Source organism: Mucilaginibacter sp. BGA-UO-ETr-C110 (assembly GCF_059567985.1).
In genome coordinates, this window is record NZ_JCAQPB010000002.1 from 2148198 (window position 1) to 2170521 (window position 22324).

8 protein-coding genes are annotated in these 22324 nt (G+C 40.7%); 6 read left to right on the plus strand and 2 right to left on the minus strand.

Annotated elements, in window-relative coordinates; translation table 11 throughout:
- Window positions 1-1090 precede the first annotated feature (1090 nt).
- The 6 genes from AC57BQ_RS09895 to AC57BQ_RS09920 all read left to right on the plus strand — a co-directional run bounded on the left by AC57BQ_RS09895 (window position 1091) and on the right by AC57BQ_RS09920 (window position 17286).
- On the plus strand, window positions 1091-5221 hold the full coding sequence (locus tag AC57BQ_RS09895; protein WP_496406116.1) for a hybrid sensor histidine kinase/response regulator transcription factor: 4131 nt from the start codon (window positions 1091-1093) through the stop codon (window positions 5219-5221).
- A 548-nt stretch (window positions 5222-5769) separates the two neighbouring features.
- Window positions 5770-8589: a beta-galactosidase gene (locus tag AC57BQ_RS09900; RefSeq protein ID WP_496406117.1), complete on the plus strand. Its 2820-nt coding sequence runs from the start codon at window positions 5770-5772 to the stop codon at window positions 8587-8589.
- Between the two features lie 64 nt (window positions 8590-8653).
- Window positions 8654-10144, plus strand: coding sequence for a hypothetical protein (locus tag AC57BQ_RS09905; protein ID WP_496406118.1), 1491 nt, complete (start codon window positions 8654-8656; stop codon window positions 10142-10144).
- An 85-nt stretch (window positions 10145-10229) separates the two neighbouring features.
- Window positions 10230-12992, plus strand: a complete 2763-nt coding sequence (locus AC57BQ_RS09910; protein WP_496406119.1) for a family 78 glycoside hydrolase catalytic domain — start codon at window positions 10230-10232, stop codon at window positions 12990-12992.
- 683 nt (window positions 12993-13675) lie between these two features.
- Window positions 13676-15640: a glycoside hydrolase family 97 protein gene (locus AC57BQ_RS09915; protein WP_496406120.1), complete on the plus strand. Its 1965-nt coding sequence runs from the start codon at window positions 13676-13678 to the stop codon at window positions 15638-15640.
- A gap of 125 nt (window positions 15641-15765) precedes the next feature.
- Complete coding sequence (locus tag AC57BQ_RS09920) at window positions 15766-17286, plus strand: family 43 glycosylhydrolase (protein ID WP_496406121.1); 1521 nt, start codon at window positions 15766-15768, stop codon at window positions 17284-17286.
- 221 nt (window positions 17287-17507) lie between these two features.
- Here AC57BQ_RS09920 and AC57BQ_RS09925 read toward each other — a convergent pair whose 3' ends face one another.
- Together AC57BQ_RS09925 and AC57BQ_RS09930 are read right to left on the minus strand one after the other, a co-directional pair.
- Window positions 17508-20393 (minus strand): TonB-dependent receptor, encoded by a 2886-nt coding sequence (locus tag AC57BQ_RS09925; protein ID WP_496406122.1) that lies wholly within the window; start codon window positions 20391-20393, stop codon window positions 17508-17510.
- Window positions 20394-21116: 723 nt separating this feature from the next.
- A complete protein-coding gene (locus tag AC57BQ_RS09930; RefSeq protein ID WP_496406123.1) occupies window positions 21117-22304 on the minus strand; it encodes an NAD(P)-dependent alcohol dehydrogenase in 1188 nt (395 codons plus the stop codon).
- Window positions 22305-22324 lie beyond the last annotated feature (20 nt).

Below are 22324 nucleotides of genomic sequence, written 5' to 3' on the forward strand. Positions count from 1 at the left end.
TATTAGACCATTTAAGGGGGGTAATCATTTACAATTCAGGCAACTTATAATTTGTGTAAGCACTTTTCTATTAGTTTCGTATATGACAACAAGGGATTCACCCTGCCAAAACTGTTAAAAAGTCCTTATAACTATTTCATCATTATTTTAGGATAGGAGAAATACTTAAACTGCTTTCGTTAATTTCCAATATTCAACAGACTTATTACCTTAACTCGGCTCCTTGATAATAAACAGCAGGGTGATTAATATCACTATAATTTATCTCTGCCCATTGTTATTGGATAAGAATATTTCCAGATTTCATTCGCAAAGGCAAATAGTCCCCCATATTTGGCACATTTGCCCCTTCTATATTGACTTATTAGGATTTACCTTCGACCAGAAATAAGATAAACCTTAATGGGATTCCTGGTGTAGCATCTTCTGGGACCGCGATCACCCTATCTGGCAAACCTGAGGATACTAACACCATTATCGAGCCCGAGAAAATCATACCCGTTACCACCGCCGTCAATGATATCAATACAAATTTTGATTATACATTTTCTGCTAACTCGATAACCGTTTTACGGTTAAATGTAAAAAATAAAAAATGAGGCCTTCTTGATATTCATAATCCGATAGCTGACGAATAGACCAAATGACCAGCTACTAGTTTAAGTATAACAAGAGACACCCTGAGGTATGCGTGGACCGATAAAAGTGAAGGTCCAATGTTTAATTTCAATATTAATTTACAACAGGTAAGATATTCATAAATGTATCTGGGATGAATTTATTCAGATTTAGGATCAAAAAAAATAGACAAGAAAGGTTGAATATCGATCTACCGCCTACATTGTTCTCATTACATAACACACTGAACTTTTTGCGTACACGGTGTCTTCCGCGGTTTCTGCTCTAAGGTTATAAAAATGGTGGATTAAATGATTGAGGCCTGTAAACAACCTATTAATTGTCTTTATGATGTCGTTCCGATGTTTTTGACATGCTGTCATTCCTTTTTGGATAGTTTCGCTTATATTTATCACTTTTAAACGTACCCATTGTTTAATGGTACCTGTTTTCCAGTTAAAGTCAAGAGATAATGTTTACTTGTAATATAAGGCTATGGTTGTTCCTGCTGCTATTGCCTGACCTGCTTCGTGCACAGATTCCCAATTTCAAATTCAAGCATATAACCAATGAGCAGGGCTTATCCCAAAGCACTACAGAAATCATTTTTCAGGATAGCAAGGGTTTTATGTGGTTTGGAACAACTGACGGCTTAAACCGGTATGACGGTCATCAAATTGTAGTTTATAAAAAATTACCGGGACAAAATACCAGTCTTAGTGACAATATCATTCATGCCATATATGAGGACTACCAGCACAACTTATGGATCGGAACATCCAACGGTCTAAATCGGTTTAACCCGGTTCTGAATAACTTTACCAGATTCAGTCATCATAATAAATACACTGATATCAATGGTGATCATATTACGGGAATTAAAGAGGATGACAAGCATAGGCTTTGGGTAAGTACAAATTGGGGTGGGTTAAGCCTGGTGGATCCCGCAACTAATCATTTTAAGGATTTCTACCCTGATGTTAAACAAGGTGCACCTGTTTTAGATCATAGTGTAAACTGTATATTCAATGGTCATGACGGTAAATTATGGATAGGTACCTGGAATGGATTGCAAATATTCGATCCCGAAAAAGAACGGTTTCTGCATCTGACACCATTTTATAGTCAGTTTACCCAGAACATCATTACTATTCAGGCAGACAAAACCGGCCATATTTGGTTGGGCACAGATCCGGCCGGATTAATGATGATTGACCAGAAGCAACTCAAGATAAAAGTTTTTAAACATGATGATAAGGTCGCTTCAAGTCTTGGGAGCAATAGAATAATCAGTATGCTGTCGACGAGAACCGGAAAATTGTATATCGGCACCGTCAATGGCGGATTAAATTTATTTGATCCAAAAGACCAGGCCTTTACACGTTATGTAAATGACCCCACGAATCCGTCCAGCTTATCTCAGATAACGATATCTGCCATCTATGAAGACAATCAGGAAAATCTCTGGATAGGAACTCATCGAGGTGGCATCAATCTGTATTCGCCCGGTGACCAGAAATTTAGTTTGTTTAGAAAGTCAAACGCTGAAAATAGTCTAAGCTATAATGATGTAAAATCCTTTTGCGAGGACAGTAATGGGAATATCTGGATAGGCACCGATGGCGGTGGATTGAATCATTTTGAACGCAACACAGGCTCTTTTAAACATTATCGGTTCAATGCTTATAATACAAAGAGCATAGGATCAGATGAAGTCATGAGCATTATGGAAGACCATGATGGAAAAATATGGATTGGAACCTTTGATGGCGGCCTTAATTTATTCAATCCGCAGCATGGCACGTTTAAACGATATTTAAATGATCCGTTAAATAACCACTCCATCTCCTCCAACCTCGTCATGCAGGTATTTGAAGACCATTTAAATAATTTATGGGTCTGCACCTATCTGGGAGGGCTCAATCTGTTTGATAGAAAAACACAAACGTTTAAAAGATTTGGACAAGGCAATACGCCCGAAACCCAGTTGCTGGGTAATAAAGTAATGTCCATGAGAGAAGATCAGGATGGCAATTTGTGGATCGCAACAGAGGATGCCGGGCTGAACTTTTACAATGGAAAAACCGGCAAATTCAAACATTATCTTAATAATGCCAGGAATACGGATTTAGTATTTACCTTTATTGATAGTTATAAACGAATATGGGTCGCCAAAAAAGGGCTCTACCTGTTTGACCCCAAAAGTCAAAACTTTAATTTGTATACGACCAAAGCCGGCCTTTCTACTGAATACATCAAAGGGATAACAGAAGGCAAACCGGGTGAGCTATGGATTTCCACTTCTAACGGGTTGACAAGATTCAACACCGTTGATCAGACCTTCAAAAAATTCAACTCCAATGACGGCCTTCAGGGACTGGAATTCGAGTCTAATGCGTATATGAAGTCTAAAAGCGGTGAGATGTATTTTGGCGGCGTAAATGGCTTCAACAAATTCTTCCCGGATTCCATCAGGTTAAATAAATTTATCCCTCCTGTTTATATCACAGGTTTTCAAATATTTAATAAACAAGTTGTTCCGGGCCGGCAATCACCGCTTAAAACAGATATTGTCATAACCCGGGATGTTGCTTTGAACTACAAGCAATCCAGTATTGCATTCGACTTTGCAGCCCTTAATTATAATTCGGCTGATAATAACTTGTATGCCTATAAATTAGAACCTTTTGATAAAGACTGGAACTATGTAAACACCGAGCATAAGGCCTCTTACACGAACCTTGATCCTGGGAAGTATATTTTTCATGTGAAGGCATCTAATAATGACGGGGTCTGGAATAATACAGGTGCCGTTTTAAATATCAGCATAAATCCGCCGTTCTGGGCGACATGGTGGTTCAGACTGCTGGCATTCTGCTTGTTTATCTTTGGAGTTTATTCGTTCTATGAATTTAGAAAAAAACGGGCAGTTAAAAATCTGGAAGAACAGAAACGCGAAGAATTGCATCAAATACAGCTCCAGTTCTTTACCAATATATCACATGAGTTCCGGACACCGCTCACACTGATTCTGGGCCCAGTTGAATCTTTAAAACAGGATGACACCCGGCCTGCTTACCTTCCTTATTATAACATCATTCAAAGAAATGCGTTAAGGCTCTTAGGACTGATTAACGAGCTGATGGATTTCAGGAAAGTCAATGCGGGCGTTTTAAAACTGAAGGTAAAACCCAATTATTCAACTGACTTTTTACGCGAAATTGGATCGGAATTCAGTAGTCTCGCCATTGAAAAACGCATCTCCTTCGAGATCCAAAGCGCGCCCGATCAACGGGAATTATGGTTTGATCGCAACATCATTGAAAAAATAGTTTTCAATTTACTGAACAACTCATTTAAATATACCATGGAAAGCGGGAGGATCACTCTAAGTATTTTTTATTCCATAATGGAATTCACGCCCTCTTTTGAAAATGAACTGGTAATCAAAAATAAGTTTTCCGCGACCGATCATTTTTTCATTCATGTTGCGGACAGCGGGATCGGAATATCTAAAGATACTATCAAACATCTTTTTGAACGTTATTACCGGATCAATGATGCCCATCTTGGGTCGGGCATTGGTTTGGCTTTTGTTAAAAGCTTGACAGATCTGCATAAAGGGGACATTTTTGTCTACAGTGAAAAACTAAAGGGAACGGAAATCATCATTGCGATACCGTTGAGTAAAAACAATTATCACAAAGACGAACTGTGGGATCAGGATGAACCAGGTACGGTGTTGCTCGAAAGTGTGCTCCATAAAAGCGATTTGATGAAGGGTACCGTACAGCCCAGCCTACTCAAGGATAATAACCCTGCCTTGCCCAAAACCCAGGAAGAACATATTTTAATTGTAGATGATAATGCTGAGCTGCGAAATTATCTTCATGCGGCATTGGATAAGCATTATGTCATTTCAGAGGCAGAAAATGGCCGTGATGGTGTGACCATGGCACGGGAGGTTTTCCCCGATCTCATCATAAGCGATGTATTAATGCCGGATATGAATGGTCTTGAATTTTGTACCATTATTAAAAATGATATTGACACCAGCCATATTCCGTTTATGATGCTTACAGCAAAAGATGCTATGGAGTCGAGGATAGAAGGTGTTAACTCCGGGGCAGATATTTACTTTTCCAAACCTTTCAGCCTCGAATTATTGTTATTAACGATCCGGAATGTTTTTGAACAGCAGCATAAGTTAAAGACTTATTATGCCAGGGACTATTATGCTGAGGCAAAAGAGCTCGTGCATTCCACCAAAGACCGGGAATTCATAGACAATCTGGTCACTATTCTGGAAAAACACCTGACAAACACAGATTTAGACATCGATCTTATTGCCCAGGAAATTGGTATGAGCCATTCAAAACTATATCAGAAGATCAGAAAGATCACAGGACAATCCATTATAGAATTTATCAGAAGTTTCAGGTTAAAAAAGGCGGTCCAAATACTAACCCATGAAGATGTTAATATAAACGAGGTCATGTACCGTATAGGGATACAGACACAATCCTATTTTACCAAATCCTTTAAAAAAGAATTTGGTAAAACGCCAACCCAGTTTTTGCAGGAAATCAAAAAATCAGGATAATTATTTATTGATAATTTCTCATGTGACCGTTCACCGACCATTTTTATTATTTTAATCACTTGCTAAAGCACAGGTGGCAATCCGGGATTTTCGCTATTTTCCCGGATCTTTTCCCGGGAGGACGCTCCTCCCTGCCCCTTTTAGGCCGTCTCCGGCATTATGTAATTATGGCCCATCATGTTAACGAAATAGGCCGCTGTTTCATAAGTGCATAAACCAAATATGTTAGGGTAGGAAAAATGTGAAATCGTACTATTCTTTTACGAAAAAGCACAAATAAAATTCTCGTTAATGTACCTTCTTTGTTTTTGTAAACCTGGCAAAACTATAATGAAATAACAGTTTTCAGATCGCTTTTTACTTTCTGCGCATTTATAATTTGCTTCGCACCTGCTGGTCCGAATGCTACAATAGATGTCGTCAGTTAGTGATAAAATTAATTATGGGGTTATTGCCTAAAGTTTTCGCCACATACAAATATTTATACCTGACCAAGCACGGGCCATCAGTCTGCCATGAGTAAGCTGCTGACTAAATGCAACTTTGATATGAAAAATATTTTTTTTAGCCTTCTTTTCTCCTTGTTAATTCTACAAAACAGTAAAGCGCAGCAGCGTTATCTGTTCAACGCCTCCGGCACAGATCTTGACATCCGAACCGGACAATTAAAAATGGGAAATGCAGGCCCGGCGGGAAAGGAGATCAGGATCAATAACTATTTCATGTCGTTAGGTGGAAAACCCATCATTCCTGTTATGGGAGAAATGCATTATTCCCGCATTCCCCGGGAACAATGGGAAGACGTAATACTTAAAATGAAAGCATGCGGTATAAATATTATCGCTTGTTATGTGATTTGGATACATCATGAAGAAGTAGAAGGCCGGTTTGAATGGAGTGGCGACAAGGATTTAAAAGCATTCATTGAACTATGTAAAAAGCACGATATGTGGGTTTATCCGAGGATCGGTCCCTGGTGTCATGCAGAGGTTAGAAACGGAGGAACACCGGATTGGCTATTGGGTAAAAAAGGTGTCCAGGAGCGCACCATCAATTCAGTATATCAGCACTATACCGACGAGTGGTATCGCCAGATCTCCTTACAACTGAAGGGCTTGTTTTACAAAGATGGCGGGCCTGTCATTGGGGTACAATTGGAAAATGAATATGGTTACGGAAAAGCCGGAGAGCCATACATCATGTGGCTCAAGCAAACCGCTTTAAAATATGGGATAGATGTTCCGATGTACACCGTAACGGGTTGGGGTAATGGTTCAGTACCTCCCTATGAAGTGATACCCTTATGGGGAGCATACCCGGATGAGCCCTGGGCTACCAGACTAACCAGCACCACAGATTGCCAGAATTTCAAGTTCACATCCTTTCGCGATAATGAAAAAATAGGGAACGACGTTCAAAAAAATAAAGGAGCATATATTGATTATAACGCTTACCCCTATTTTACCTGTGAAATGGGTGTCGGAATAGAAAACACGGACCATAGACGGCTGCTGATTAATAAAATCGATGGACTTGGACTTGTCCTGGCGAAACTCGGCTCAGGTAGTAATCTTCCGGGGTATTACATGTTCGCGGGAGGCTCAAATCCCCATGGTTTACTCACTTCAATGGAAGAAAATAAGGAAACAGGATCCTACAATACCAACCCGGTAATATCCTACGATTTCCAGGCTGCAGTCAGAGAAACAGGTGAGTTAAATGAATCCTATTTTGAAATTAAGAAGTTACATTACTTCTTGAATGAATTTGGTGACCGCCTGGCACTAATGAAACCGGTATTTCCCGTCAAAGCCGGCAATATGCAGGTAGCTGTGAGAGCGTCATCCAACTCAGCCTTTTTGTTTGGCATGAATTACTGTCGTCACGAGGCCGGGGTTTCACAACACGGTGTACAGTTTGAGGTCAGACTAAAAAAAGAAACAGTCGTTTTTCCTGAAAAACCAATGAATATGCCAGACAGTGCTATGTTCATCTGGCCTGTCAATTTCAATATGGACAACCTGCTTTTAAAGTATGGCACTGTCCAACCATTATGTCATATAAAAGATAAGGATCTTCATCAATGGTTTTTTATCCAGGATGCGTTACCTAACCCTGAAATGTGCTTTAGTGATCAAAACATTCAATCGCTGACAACAAGTGCAGGTAACATTAAGCATAGTAATGGACGTTATCTTATCGATGATCTAAAACCAGGAACGGCTTGTGTTATCGATATAAGAACTAACCAAAACATTCATCATCAAATTATTATCCTTTCTAAACAGGAAGCGAAACAGGTCTGGTTATTTAAAAACGAGCAACGTAAGTACCTTTATATCAGCAATGCAGGACTGTACGCATTTGGAGATAGCTTACATATTTTTGGATCAGAGAACCATTTTTCAATCAAAGTTTTAAGACCGTCAGCTGGTTTCAGAGGTCTGGAAGATACTGCCGGTCCCGAAAGTTTGTTTAGCATTTATGAGATGGATATCCCTAAAGAGATACCCGTTATTAATCTACAACCTGTGCCCCCGCTGGATAGCGCAGCCTGGCTTAAAACATCGGTCGCAATATTGAATGGTGAGTATAAATTAAATCATAAATTCTTTGCGAAGACATTTAATTTGGTTAATCCCTCCGCGATAAAATCCGCTGAATTGATATATTTTTCAGATAGCAAGCCCGAATTCCGTATAAATGGATTGACAGTCAACCAGAAAATCACTACCGGTAAATTAGCCCGGCTGGATCTGACCGGATATTTGAAGAATGGATCCAACACCCTAATGGTCTCCTTTGTCGACGAAGCCGGGGAAAAGGTTTTAGGGGCCAACCTTAAAGTTTTATATGAAAATTACGACAGGATCAACTTTCTCACTGATAGCTCCTGGCTAACCACTGAACGATATACTTTTCCCAAAGATACGGAGATTCCAGGCTCGTTTGAAAAACCTCAGATTGTTGCAGGACGAGAGTCACTAATTGCTCTTCAGGGAAGTCCAAATGAATACCGATTAGCTATTAGCAATTATAAGAGTGAAAACTTGAATGATGCCATTATAACTGTCGGTTACGCAGGAGATCAAGCAAGGCTTTACAAACAAGGTTTATTGTGTGCAGATGATTTTTATAATGGCAGTGAATGGAGAATAAGTTTAAATCGTATCCGGTCAGATGGTAAACAGGATTTAAACATCATCGTCTACCCTTTCGCACCTGATAAAAGGACGTTCTTTGATATCCCTGTTGTGAAGGAAGAAATACAAAAGGGACTCATTCAGGGTGTGAGAATTATTCCGCAATATAAAGCGACCCTTCAATTACTTCCGGAAAAAAACATACAGATGCAGCGTCCAAATTAATGAATTGTATGCGTCGGTGCATTAAGTTAACTATTAAGTCATTTACTCAGTCAAAATTTAAAAGATGAGAGACTTTAAAATGATGGTTAAGGCAGTTTTGCCTTGTGGTTATTTTATATTTTTACAATATGGTTTGGAAGCGTGTAAAAAGACGGCGATAGCAAACATGCTAACAATATCGACCATCCATACAGTAACCATCAATTACAGTTCACCCTTAAACAGCAATGGGAGCCCGCTGTTATTTGGTGGTTCAAATGAGCCCAGCCGGGTACACTACGAAAGTGTTTATCCCCAGTTAAAGGCAGCCGGGGTAAAATTTCAACGAGGGACTATTCATGTTGACCAATTGTTTGCTGCAAAATTTGCAAACATTACGCTGGCGGATTACCAAAACAACGTCAATGATGTCCGGAATCCGAATAACTGGGATTGGTCTGCCTTATCCTGGGCGGACAACGCAAAAGCTCAGGGATTTACCACTATGGCAAACCTATTTTCTGCACCGGCATGGTTGACTTACAATAAGAATGTTTCCGGTGTACCTAAGAACTGGGCTGTTTGGCAGGATATCGTTGGCAAAATCATTCAACGCTATGCTGCAAAACTCGATTATATCGAGATCTTAAACGAACCTGTTGCAGGAAACTTTATCACCCTGGGCAGCAGCCCTTACACAGACAAACCCGTGGCTGCCAAAGACATTTATTATTACACCGCCCTTGGGATCAGGAAAGTTAATAAAACCATAACTATAGGCGGAGACGCGGACGATAAACAGGGCGGAGATTTCGGAGCATTAGGCACTATTTTGCGGGATGCCAGACTTGCTCCAAATATGATTCAATTTGTATCCTACCATATCTATAACCCTAACCCTCCTGATGCCGATCAATATGGTGCAATGCTCAGTTTGCTGACTAATACCGGCCATCCTGGATTACCTGTTTTTATAACTGAATATAACCACAACTATGAGGCCGGGACGACAGATGCCCACGTTATTGGAAATACAGCGGTGACATTTATGGGAAATACCCTTTTGGGTTTCATGACGCAGCCGCAAATAAAGGGTGCCGCGATATACGCCCTTTTACCCAGCAATGCCATACTGGATTCCCAGGAAGATTGCGAAGGATGTACCCATATTGCACAAGGATTTTATAACTGGGATGGATCGTCCGCCACATTGGTTAAGCAGTCACGTGCAATCCGGTTATTAAGCTTAAGTATGGGATTGGGTGCTGGCCCCTATAAAACCTATGCTTCCGGTAATCCAGGAATTTCCCGTGCCCTGGGGGCTATTAATTCAAATCAACATGTGGTCGCGCTGTTAAACAATGAATCAGGTATCGCAAACACCGTTAATCTTATCTTAAATAATACTGGGGCTTCTGGCGATCATACGGTTAAAATTTATATAGCCGATACAGAGACGAATGATGGCGACACGCCAGTGGCCACTCTGATCAATCAGCCAATTACGGGTGGAACAATGATCTTGCCTCATATTACACTACCGGCAAATGCATTGGTTGGTGTTATTATTCTTTGAAAATAATTTTATTTGAACCCTGAAGCATTTATCAGGAATGTTTCGGTATTTTAACCATGTTTCGACATCTCAACCTTGATAACCAATGACTAAGCTAACTAAATCCTGTCTTTCTTTAATTATTTTGAGTTTTATTGGATTTCCCCTGAGCTATGCTCAATTGCGGGTAGAGACTATACTATGTGAAAATAAGCAACATCCCTTAGGCGTGTCAACAGCTAATTTTCATTTCGGCTGGGAACTAAGTGCTAAAGATCAGTCTGAAACTCAAAACGCATACCAGATAGGAATAGCTTCCTCTCAGGCAAAGCTAACAGTCAATGAGTTTGACGTATGGAACAGCGAGAAAATTTCAGAGAACAACAGCATCATGGTCCCCTATCGCGGAAATGAATTAAAACCAGCAACGGTATATTTCTGGAAAGTGAAGGTTTGGGATAAAAAAGGTCTGCCTTCAACCTGGAGTGAGGTTGGTTCTTTTTGCACCGGTTTGGAGAATGCGGATGACTGGCAAAATGCCAAATGGATAGGTTACGAAGATCTTCCAGATTCCATGCGGGTTGTACCGGGTATACATGCCCCTTATGCTAGCCAGATGAAGGATAAGGCACTGCAAAGACCTATAAGCCCATTACTTAGGAAAGATTTCAGAATTAGTAAAAAGATTGCCAGCGTTTTGGTTTTTATAAGTGGTCTTGGCCATTATGAATTGAGTGTTAACGGAGTAAAAGGGGGTAACGCGTTTTTAGCTCCTGGCTGGACTTATTATGATAAAACATGTCTTTATAACGTGCTCGATATAACATCCATGGTTAGGCAAGGCACAAATAGTATTGGTGTCATTCTGGGAAACGGTTTTTATAACATTAACCGGGAACGGTATTTTAAACTGGTGGATGCGTTTGGCATGCCTAAACTGTTATCCCGCATTAAAATAAGCTATGAGGACGGAACAACCGAAGACCTGATCAGCGATAACAGTTGGAAAACAACCCCCTCTCCTATAACTTTCAACAGCATTTATGCGGGAGAAGATTATGATGCTAGAATGGAGCTGGCCGGTTGGAATCAACCCAGCTTTAATGACAGGAACTGGAAAAATGCGGAATTAGTAAAAGCACCTTTGGGTAAACTGATTTCCGATCTGGATCATCCTGTAGCCATTATGGATTCTTTCAGTGTCGTAAAGATCCAGGAACCCAAACCCATGGTTTTCGTTTATGATTTTGGTCAAAATGCATCGGGCATACCAGAAATAAAAATAAAGGGACATCGCGGGCAAACAGTGAAATTGATACCGTCTGAAATATTGAATAAGGAAAATCTGGCCAATCAGGCCGCGACAGGGGAACCTTATTACCTGTCCTATACCTTAAAAGGTGATAGCATAGAAACCTGGCATCCGCGATTTACTTATTATGGATTACGTTATATGCAGGTAGAGGGGGCCAAACCTACTGGTTATGCCGGCGGACCTTTACCGGAAATCATTAGTCTGAAGTTTTTACACACGCGAAACTCCTCCCCTGCTAATGGAACTTTCGCCTGTTCCAACGAACTTTTTAACAGAATTTATACGCTCATCAACTGGGCTATAAAAAGTAACTTGCAAAGTGTGGCGACAGATTGTCCGCACCGGGAAAAACTCAGCTGGCTCGAACAAGATTACCTGATGGGTGCATCGATCCATTTCAATTTCGATAATTATGGTTTGTACCGTAAACTGGTAAACGACCTGATTGATGCGCAAACGCCGGAGGGCTTCATTCCGGATATTGCTCCTGAATTTGTAAAATTTCAAGATGGGTTTCTGGATTCACCGGAATGGGGAAGTACGGGCGTTATTATGCCTTGGTTACTATATTCCTGGTATCATGACACAGCTGTTGTTCAAAAAGCTTATCCGATGATGAAAAAATATGTACAGTACCTGCAAAGCCGGTCCGACCATCAAATTTTATCGTATGGCCTTGGCGACTGGTTTGACTATGGCCCAGGCAGGCCGGGAGAGGCACAACTCACGCCGAAAGCACTTACTGCCACAGCCATATATTATTATGATGTCGTTTTGCTGGGTAAGATGGCTGCTATTTTAAACCAGAAAGCAGATGTTGTTAAATACGGCCTTCAGGCAAAAGAAATTAAGGCAGCTTTTAACGCAAAATTCTTTGATAAAAACAATGCGGTTTACTCAACAGGCAGCCAGACAGCCATGGCCATGCCTTTAAGTGTTGGATTAGTTGATACACTATACAGAAGTGCTGTTTTGAAGAATCTTTGCGATTCGATTACATCTCATAATTATAAATTGACTGCAGGTGACATCGGGTTCCATTTCCTGGTGGATGCTTTGGATAAAGGGGGAAAATCTGAGATTATCTACAAGATGAATAACCGGGATGATGTTCCGGGTTACGGTTATCAATTAAAGAAAGGTGCAACTGCGTTGACAGAATCATGGCCGGCGCTCCAGGAAGTATCGAATAACCACCTGATGCTTGGACACGTTATGGAATGGTTTTACAGCGGCCTTGCGGGGATCGACCAGGAAAGTAGTTCAGTTGGTTTTAAAACGTTAAGGATCAGACCGCAGCCGGTCGGCGATATCAATTCAGCCAGCGGCAGTTTTCATTCCCCCTATGGCTGGATAAAAACCTCATGGCAAAAATCCGGCAGCAAATTTACATTGACCGTAACTATACCGGTCAATGTAAATGCGAATGTTTACTTGCCGGTTGTCAATAATTCAAAGGTATATGAAAATGAAAAACTAATAAAACCCGATCATATCAATGGGGCGGCGATGATCAAATGTGGTTCAGGCAATTACAGGTTTGAAGTAAAATGACGCTTTTAGCAAATAATTTTTTTTCAAATATTCGTTAACATTTGATGCCCTATTTTGAGTCAAATACACCTCTATTATTATAGTATCTATTCGTGTTGCTATCCCACCATGTAACGATATTTGAACACCAAAAATCAATTTGTTCATGAAAATCGAATTTACGTTTATTGCTACCTCTTTGTCGGTAATTCCGGGTGGCGTTTTTTATTCCTGTCGAAGCGACAAAAGCAGATCCGACTTGACGGGAATAAAGCCCCTGATCTACCAATCAGTAGAAAGTGTATGAAAATCTTAAACAATATTTAAAACCTTACCATCCCTGAGAAAGATGGTGAGCCAAGATCAAACATGAGGCTGATCTGGATTTAGTTGATGTTATTGATTTAATCGGTAACTGCGCGTTCCGGAGGTGAGATGCCGGAACGCTTTTTATTCTCTTAAAAGAGCACCGCCCAGCCAATACATCCTTGGATATAATATGAATGTAAAAGCGATAAAAACTGATTCTAATAGCGGGCGGCGCATCGTATGAGCTTGGTTAATTATCGAAAATTGGAATATTGAAAAAATAAAGCTCCGGGATAAATGGTATTTTTTATCGGCCAAACGGACCTATAAGTTTGTAAAACCTAACCATAAGCTTTGCTTAACACCACCTTTATAAATTATAACTAACACAAAACATGAATCTTATCTACAAATTTACAGGTTGCTTTATCCTGTTTTTTGCATTATCAAACCGACTTATCGCTCAGAACAAGGCAATTGATCTAACCTCTCCTAACGGCAAAATAAAAGTATCCGTTTCCCTGGGCGATAAAATATATTACTCGATATCGGATAACAAGCAAGATCTGTTAACAGGGAATCATTTGGCGCTGGTACTAAAAGATGATACGCTTGGCAAGAAGCCCGAATTGAGATCGGTAAAGGAAAGTGAAGGCGTAGAAATTATAAAGCCCTACGTATCCTTAAAGTTCTCATCTGTTAAAAGCAATTACAACGACCTGTTAATGACCTTCAAAGGAGATTACGCAGTAGAATTTCGCGCTTTTGATGATGGTATTGCCTATCGTTTTATTACCAGTAAAAAAGGCAATGTAGAAATAATGAACGAGGATTTCTCCATCAATTTCCCCTACGATTACCTGTTGCATTTACAACAGAATAATGGATTTAGAACCGCTTATGAAGAGCCTTACCAACAGATTGAATCTACCAACTGGAAGCCGGGTGATAAAATGGCAAACCTCCCTGCTTTAATTGATACCAAAAAGCAATACAAAATATTGGTCAGTGAATCTGATCTTTCTGATTACCCAGGCCTGTTTCTTAAAGGCACCGGAAATAACGGCGTAGAAGGTATTTTTCCAAAAGCGCCACTTGAGTTTGGGCCGGATGGCGACCGTAGCCAGAAAATCTTAAGATCGTCTGATTGCATCGCTAAAACAGCCGGCAGCCGGAATTTTCCATGGCGCTATTTTGTTATTACACAGGATGACAGGCAGCTCATCGAAAATACCATGACCTTAAAGCTGGCGGAAAAAAGTGCGATTGCTGATCCATCGTGGATCAAACCGGGCCAGGCCAGCTGGGAATGGTGGAATGACGCAGCACCTTACGGACCGGATGTAAATTTTGTGTCTGGCTATAACTTGGATACCTATAAATATTATATAGACTTTGCCTCAAAATATGGTATTAAATATATTGTTATGGACGAAGGCTGGGCAAAAAGTACAGCTGACCCCTATACACCAAATCCTAAGGTTGACGTAAAGGAACTGATCCGTTATGGTAAAGCCAAGAATGTGGATATCATACTTTGGCTAACCTGGCTGACGGTGCACGATAACATGGGCTTATTTAAGACTTTTCATGACTGGGGCGTTAAGGGGGTTAAGATTGATTTTATGGAGCGCTCTGATCAATGGATGGTTAACTATTATGAAGACGTTGTAAAAGAGGCTGCTAAATATCAAATACTGGTTGATTTCCACGGTGCTTTTAAGCCTGCCGGCTTGGAGTATAAATACCCAAACCTCATATCATACGAAGGGGTGCGGGGATTGGAGCAAATGGGCGGTTGTTATCCTGATAACAGCATCTACCTCCCGTTTATGCGTAATGCGGTTGGACCTATGGATTTTACCCCGGGTGCTATGATCAATATGCAGCCTGAAGTTTACAAAGCAGAACGGCCCAATGCAGCGGCTGTGGGTACCCGTGTTAACCAGCTTGCATTGTATGTAATATTCGAAAGCGGTGTACAAATGTTGGCTGATAACCCGAGCCTTTATTACCGTAACCCGGATTGCACCGAATTTATAACCAGTGTACCAACAACCTGGGATGAAACCAGAGCATTGGTAGCTAAAGTTGGCGAGATGGCTGTGGTAGCCAAACGCAAAGGTGAAAAATGGTTTATCGGTGGCATAACAAATGGCAAAGAAAAAACAAGGGAAATAGAACTGAACTTTGACTTTTTAGAGAAAGGCAAAACTTATCATATGACTTATTTTGAGGATGGTATAAACTCAGACCGACAAGCAATGGATTACCGGCGTAAAAACACGGAGGTTAAGGCTGGCGATAAAATAACCATTAAAATGGTCCGCAACGGAGGCTGGGCGGCAGTCCTTAAATAAAATACACAATCGACATAATGTCCCCAAGCAACTCGCTATCAATCAGAACAATATCCTTTCAATCAAAATAAACCAGGCAAACTAAAGAAGATCAATTAAATCCACTCACATTTATTACACTTATCATGAATAAGATAAAAAATATAACTATAACGGTCAGCTTAGTTTTGCTGGCATTTTTAGCTCATGCGCAATACCAGACAAAAAGCAACTCAAAAGGAAGTGCTTACTATTTAAACCCCATTTTTGCCGGTGACTATGCGGATCCCAGCATCATGCGTGATGGGGACGATTATTACATGGTACATTCATCCTTTGAATATTATCCAGGCCTGTTGATCTGGCATTCAAAGGACCTGATCAACTGGATGCCGGTTACCCATGCCCTGCATAAATATATAGGCTCGGTTTGGGCACCCAGTTTGGTCAAGTTTAAGAACAAATTCTACATCTATTTTCCAGCCGGCAATACTAATTATGTAGTTACTGCCGATTCTATCAACGGCCCATGGAGCGATCCGGTTGACTTGAAGATCGGCTTTATAGATCCTGGACACTTTACCGATGCGGCAGGTAAGCGCTATCTATATTTCAGTAATGGGGGTTATGCTCCTTTAGCGGATGACGGGCTTTCCATAACGGGAGATATTAAATCCGCTTACCAAGGCTGGAAAATTCCAAGAGAGTGGTCAATAGAGTGTTTTTGTATGGAGGGGCCAAAAATGGCAAAAAGGGGAGATTATTATTACCTCACGGTTGCAGAAGGCGGAACGGCCGGCCCAGCGACAAGTCATATGGTAATTTCTGCACGTTCTAAAACACCTTTTGGTCCCTGGGAAAATTCACCGTATAATCCTATCATCAGGACAAAGGAAAGTTCAGAGAAATGGTGGTCTAAAGGACACGGCACTCTATTGCAAGGCCCAAATGCCAAATGGTGGATGATCTTTCATGCTTATGAAAACGGCTATTATCATATGGGCCGCCAAACATTGCTGGAACCAGTGGAATGGACAAAAGAGGGCTGGTTTACCATACCTAAAGGCATCAAAACTGATGCACCGATCTTGAAGCCTAACAAGGGCGCTGCAGCAAATAACTTTTCATTAAATGATGATTTTAGCAGTCATGATTTAAAACTACAATGGCAATTCTTTGGAGAATACGACACTACGCGGTTTCGTCTATCTGATACCAGCTTGACAATAAAAGGGAAAGGGAGTTCAGTTGCTAATTGCTCACCTTTACTTTGTATTCCCTCAAACCACTCCTACACAGCACAAGTGGAATTAACAGTTGAAGGAAATGCAACCGGAGGATTGGTGCTTTTTTATAATAACAAGTATTATTCGGGTATTTTAGCAGATAAGCAAGATATTCTGACCAATCTCAGGGAGTGGCAGTTCCCTACCGAAAAAGGTGTAATAAAAAGCCATGTATTTTTGAAGATCAAGAACATCAAAAACACGGTTGATATGTATTATAGCACTAACGGACAAAAGTGGATTAAAATAGAAAACTCGGTCGAGGTCACCGGTTATAATCATAATGTATTGGGTGGCTTCCTGAGCTTACGTCTTGGATTATGTGCAGTAGGTGATGGAACAGTCAAATTCAAGAATTTTATTTACAAACCAATAAACTAAAGGGTAGTGAACAAATATAAGGACTGAAGTTCTTTACAAAAATGAGGCTGCCTCACTTTTGAGACAGCCTCATTTGATAACAAAAGAAGGATAAAAATCGAACCGCTTATAAATAATTTGTAATCGTTAGCGGATAACTCTAAATTCTATAATGCTTGATCATATGGTTCCTATTTTTTAATCAATAAGGTCCGGTTCCTTCAGTCGATAGTAGAAACCTGTTAAAAATGGAACGCCACTTTGGTAAATATCCGCATGCCGTTAAAGCCCATCTGTACGGCTTCAAACGGCCCTCCTGATTCGCTGTCACCAAAAGAACTGGTGCCTCTTGGATTAACCGATCCCGCTACAACATTTGTATCGGGATGTACATTAAACAGGTTGTCTACGCCGGCGGTCCAGGATACGGTACTGTTTATTTTGTAAGACACATATACGTCAGTAGTTACCTTAGGCTTAAAGTCAAATATTTCCTTTACCACTCCACTTCCATTATCTAAAGTTACATAAGGAAAATAGGGATCAGCAGCACCCGCTGGGGCATTTGCCTCACCAAAACCTAATTCCTTCACATCACCAAAATAGGTAAAGCGGGTACCTATAGCAAATTTGCTTACCCCGTACTCCGTATTCAGGGTAAACTTGGCTCTGGGGGCACTTGCTTTCAGGAAATATTGCTCCCTGTCTGAAAAGAAAGTGGCGCTATCTGAGGGAGAACCCTTAAAAGTAGAAGGGATATTAATTTTATTGATGGTTAAATTCTGAATGTTTCCTGCTAATAAGACCGAAAAATGGTTTTTACCCCAGCGTTTTTTATAATCTAACACCATATCAACACCAGTATTGGTGGTATTAACCGCGTTTGCAAAAAATTGCGCGGCGCTAATTCCATCCTTTAACAGTAAGTTATTTAAAAGCGGGCCTAATGTTGCATCGCCCTGGTAATACAGGCCGGAGATAACTATCCTGTTTCTTATTTTTATAGTATATCCATCCACAGTTACCGTAAAACCGCTCGCTGGTTGCCAGGCAAAACCTACACTATAATTATCAGAGGTTTCCTGCTTAAGCTTGGGAATACCTGCTGCTGTTGCAATATCTGAATAATTGGGAACAAGTTTGGTATATATCAGGTTACCACCAACAACGCTTGTATTGGTATTACTGAAGTTAATTTGTTGCAAGCTGGGTGCTCGGAACCCGGTACTCGCGGAGCCGCGGAGATTAAAATTATCGGTAATTTTATAACGCGTTGCAAACTTGTATGTACCCACAGAACCAAAATCTGAATAATGTTCAAAGCGGGCCGCTCCATCAATAAGCCATTTATCGGTTACATCAAGCGTTCCTTCAGCATAAGCAGCTTCATTAGATCGCTGGGCCTTTACCGCATCACTTGGCTGATAACCAGGATAGCCTTGTGATCCTGAAGCTTTTGATGTCCCGTCCGGTAATGTAGCTCCCCCGTTTATATAGGAATTGGGTTCACCCGCGTAAAGGTGATAGCGTTCATACCGGTACTCGGCACCAAAAGAAAGCTGCAAACCATGAGCAACCTTATCAAAGTGCTTGGTTATATCTGCATTGGCAGTGTTTTGAAGAAAGTTAAATCCTCCGTCATTAAAACGGGTTTGTATTGGCTGACCCGGCACATAAGGCAATGATGCATTGAAGGTTTTTTCGCCCCAGTAATGAAAATCATTTCTGCCCAGGTTATTGCTGATATCCCAATCCCAGTTGCCCGATGTGGTACCTCTGAGCCCAATAGCAGCGGAAAGATCCTGGATATAAACATCCTCTTCGGGATTGTAATAGACGTTGTTGGGCCCGATTGATCCGTCAGGGTAACCCAACACCTTCATGATACCCGGTACAAAGATCAGGTTACCGGCTGCATCTGTCGGGAATTTTGTGGGATTGGCACGAAGACCATCATCAAAGTTCCAGCTCCTGGTATAAGCGTAAACATTGGAGTGTTTGTAATTATACCCACCAAAGGAATAAAAGGTTGTTTGTGTACCCTTTAGAGGAATGTCCATGTTATACATCCCCCCGCCTGTTACAACAGATCCATCGCCAAAGGCCCTGCGCTCCCGGCTAACGGGTTGTGCATCGGGGTTTGTTCGCCAGTTGGTATCCGGTATAGCCCTGAAAGTTTTACCCTGGTTAAAATAGTTGGCTCCAAAATTTACAAAACCTCCGTTTTTACCGATCGGCAAACCATAATTTGCGCCAAGGGTAAATGTTTGCCCGTCAAATTGCTTCCCGGTATAATAAGCGGAGGGGTCTACACTATTCAAGGTATTGTATTTATGATCATTATACCCGCTAAACCCGCCGGTAACATTCAAATGGTTTACATCTTTTTTCAAAACAATATTGATCACCCCCGCAATGGCATCAGACCCGTATTGTGCCGAGGCACCGTCACGCAATATTTCAATGCGATCTATAGCTGCTTCAGGTATCGCGTTTAAGTCGGTACCGCTGTTGCCGCGCCCGCGGGTGCCCACCTCATTGACAAAGGCGGACAGGTGACGGCGTTTCCCGTTAATCAACACTAATGTCTGATCAAAACCCAGGCCGCGCAAACTGGCAAAGTCAATCGCATCAGATCCATCGCCACCACTTTGTTTATTGTAGTTAAAGGAAGGTACGGCCTGATTGAGCTGGCTCATCAGGTCCGGTTTTGCGGTTGTCGCATCAACCTGGTTCATCTTAATCACATCGACGGGCACTGCCGATTCAATTTTAGTACGGGCTGCACCACGGTTACCCACTACGATTACTTCTTTCAGCGCTTCGGAAGAAGGGCTCAGTTCCATGTCCAGTACCCTGCTTTCGCCGTCGGAAAGCTGTACAGTTTCGATCTTCGTTTCAAACCCCACAGCCGAAAAGCTTATTTTATAAGAACCTGTTTTTAAAGTAAGGCTGTATTTACCATCAACGTCGGTGATGGTACCCGTGCCAGATGGCGTTACCCGAACACTACCTGCGTGTATAGGTTTACCCGAACCGGACACCGTGCCTGTTAACTTTTGCGCAAAAACCGGGGAGCAGCACAACAGCAGTGCCCCCAGGATGAAAGAGTGTAGTTTTGAATTCATGTTTGTTTGATTGGTATGAAAAATTTATGTTGATTATCCTAAAATATAGTCATTTTATATCAAAATTTCCATATCATCATTAAAACATGATTCTATATACTGAATTATTAATATTTTTTACACTTTAATAAAATTTTATTAAAAAAATAAGTTAAAAATGTTAATTTCTATAATCAAATTAAAATTATTGTAAATATTACACAAAAAACTAAACCATTAAAACCTAAATAGTTAGATAAATTAATCTTAAAAAATATTTTTACATGTCACTTTGCGATTATTTAACCTTAAAGAAGAAATATTTTTATAAATATCAAAGCAATAACTAATAAATAGTGTACATGATACACTATTATGATCTGATCATAATTTTCAAGAATATATGAGGTTATTTAATAAAGATCAGGTAAGATTCGAAGAATAGTTAATTGTAGCGGCTCTAAGATCATTACGGTTTAAGGCATTGAAAATTTGGTCTTGATTCGTAGCTTTTATGGTTTATCTATTCTACAGATAATCTTATTCAGCATGTTAAAAACCGGGTTAGCATATAAAAGTAAAGCCCAACGCTGTCGTCGGACTTGTTATAGATTTATTACTTACTGCCTACATGTTACATGTGTGCGTCAGCAAAGGAGAATAAAATAGACCCGTTTCATTTTATCGGGGACTTGAACTTATTTATAGTAATTGGTTAGCTCCGGTAAACACCAAGAATTACGTTCAAATAATCGACACATCAATAACATAGCGATACCTCGCTTCTTTGTTTACTACTTTATCCCAGACAGCATTGATCTCCTTAGCGTCAACAATTTGTATTTGCGGATAAATTCCGTTCAATGCACAGAAATCCATCACTTCCTGCGTTTCCGGGATACCGCCAATCAATGAACCATTATAATTTACCCGGCTAAAAATAAAGTTACCGTTATTGATAGTTAATTTTCCTCCGATCGGTTGTCCCACTTGTGTAAAGCTTCCATATGGCTTTACACAGGATGCGTAATCGGAAACATTATAATCATAGGGAATAGTGGAGATCATATAGTCCAGTTTTCCAAAATAAGGCTGCAGCTTTTCCATTGAATCGACAATAATTACCTCCTTTGCGCCAAAAGACAAAATATCCTGACGCTTACTTTCACTGGTTGTAAAAGCATAAATTTCTGCGCCTTTAGCCACAGCGAGTTTTACCGCTAAGTGCCCTAATCCGCCGATGCCGGCAACACCGACCTTGTCTCCTTTTTTAAATTGGGCCCTTGTCAACGGAGAATAGGTTGTAATACCGGCGCAAAGCAGGGGTGCCGCTTGCTGAAGGCTGATGTTTTCAGGGATTTTAATGGCAAAGTGCTCTTTCACTATAATATTATTGGAATAACCTCCCTGGGTAATCCCAGTCGGGGAAGTCTTTTCAGTACTTCCATATGTAAACAGGGTGGCATGGTTGTCGCAATGATGTTCTTCACCGTTTTTACAGCTCGTACATACCATACAACTATCGACCATACAGCCCACCCCGGCTTTATCACCCACTTTGAATTTAGTCACGTTTTTACCGACCGCTGCGACAATGCCTGCGATCTCATGACCCGGAACCTGAGGGTAAGGCTGATCGCCCCAATGCCCCCTGATCTGATGAATATCAGAGTGGCAGATACCAGAGAATTTAATATCGATCAAAATATCGTTATCGCCTACTGGTCTGCGTTCAAAGTGCCATAAACTTAATTTTCCTGCCTTATTACGCCCGGCATAACCTTTGGATGAAATGTTTTTTGTCATGGTATTTTCTTCATGATTTTTTGCGAAAAGCGGCGTGCTTCCTCCCGGCAGTAGAAATCCAGCTCCTACCGTCGCTGATTGCTTAATGAATTTTCTTCTGGATGCACTATTATCTTTTGATTCCATTTGAATTGGTTTTTAAATAG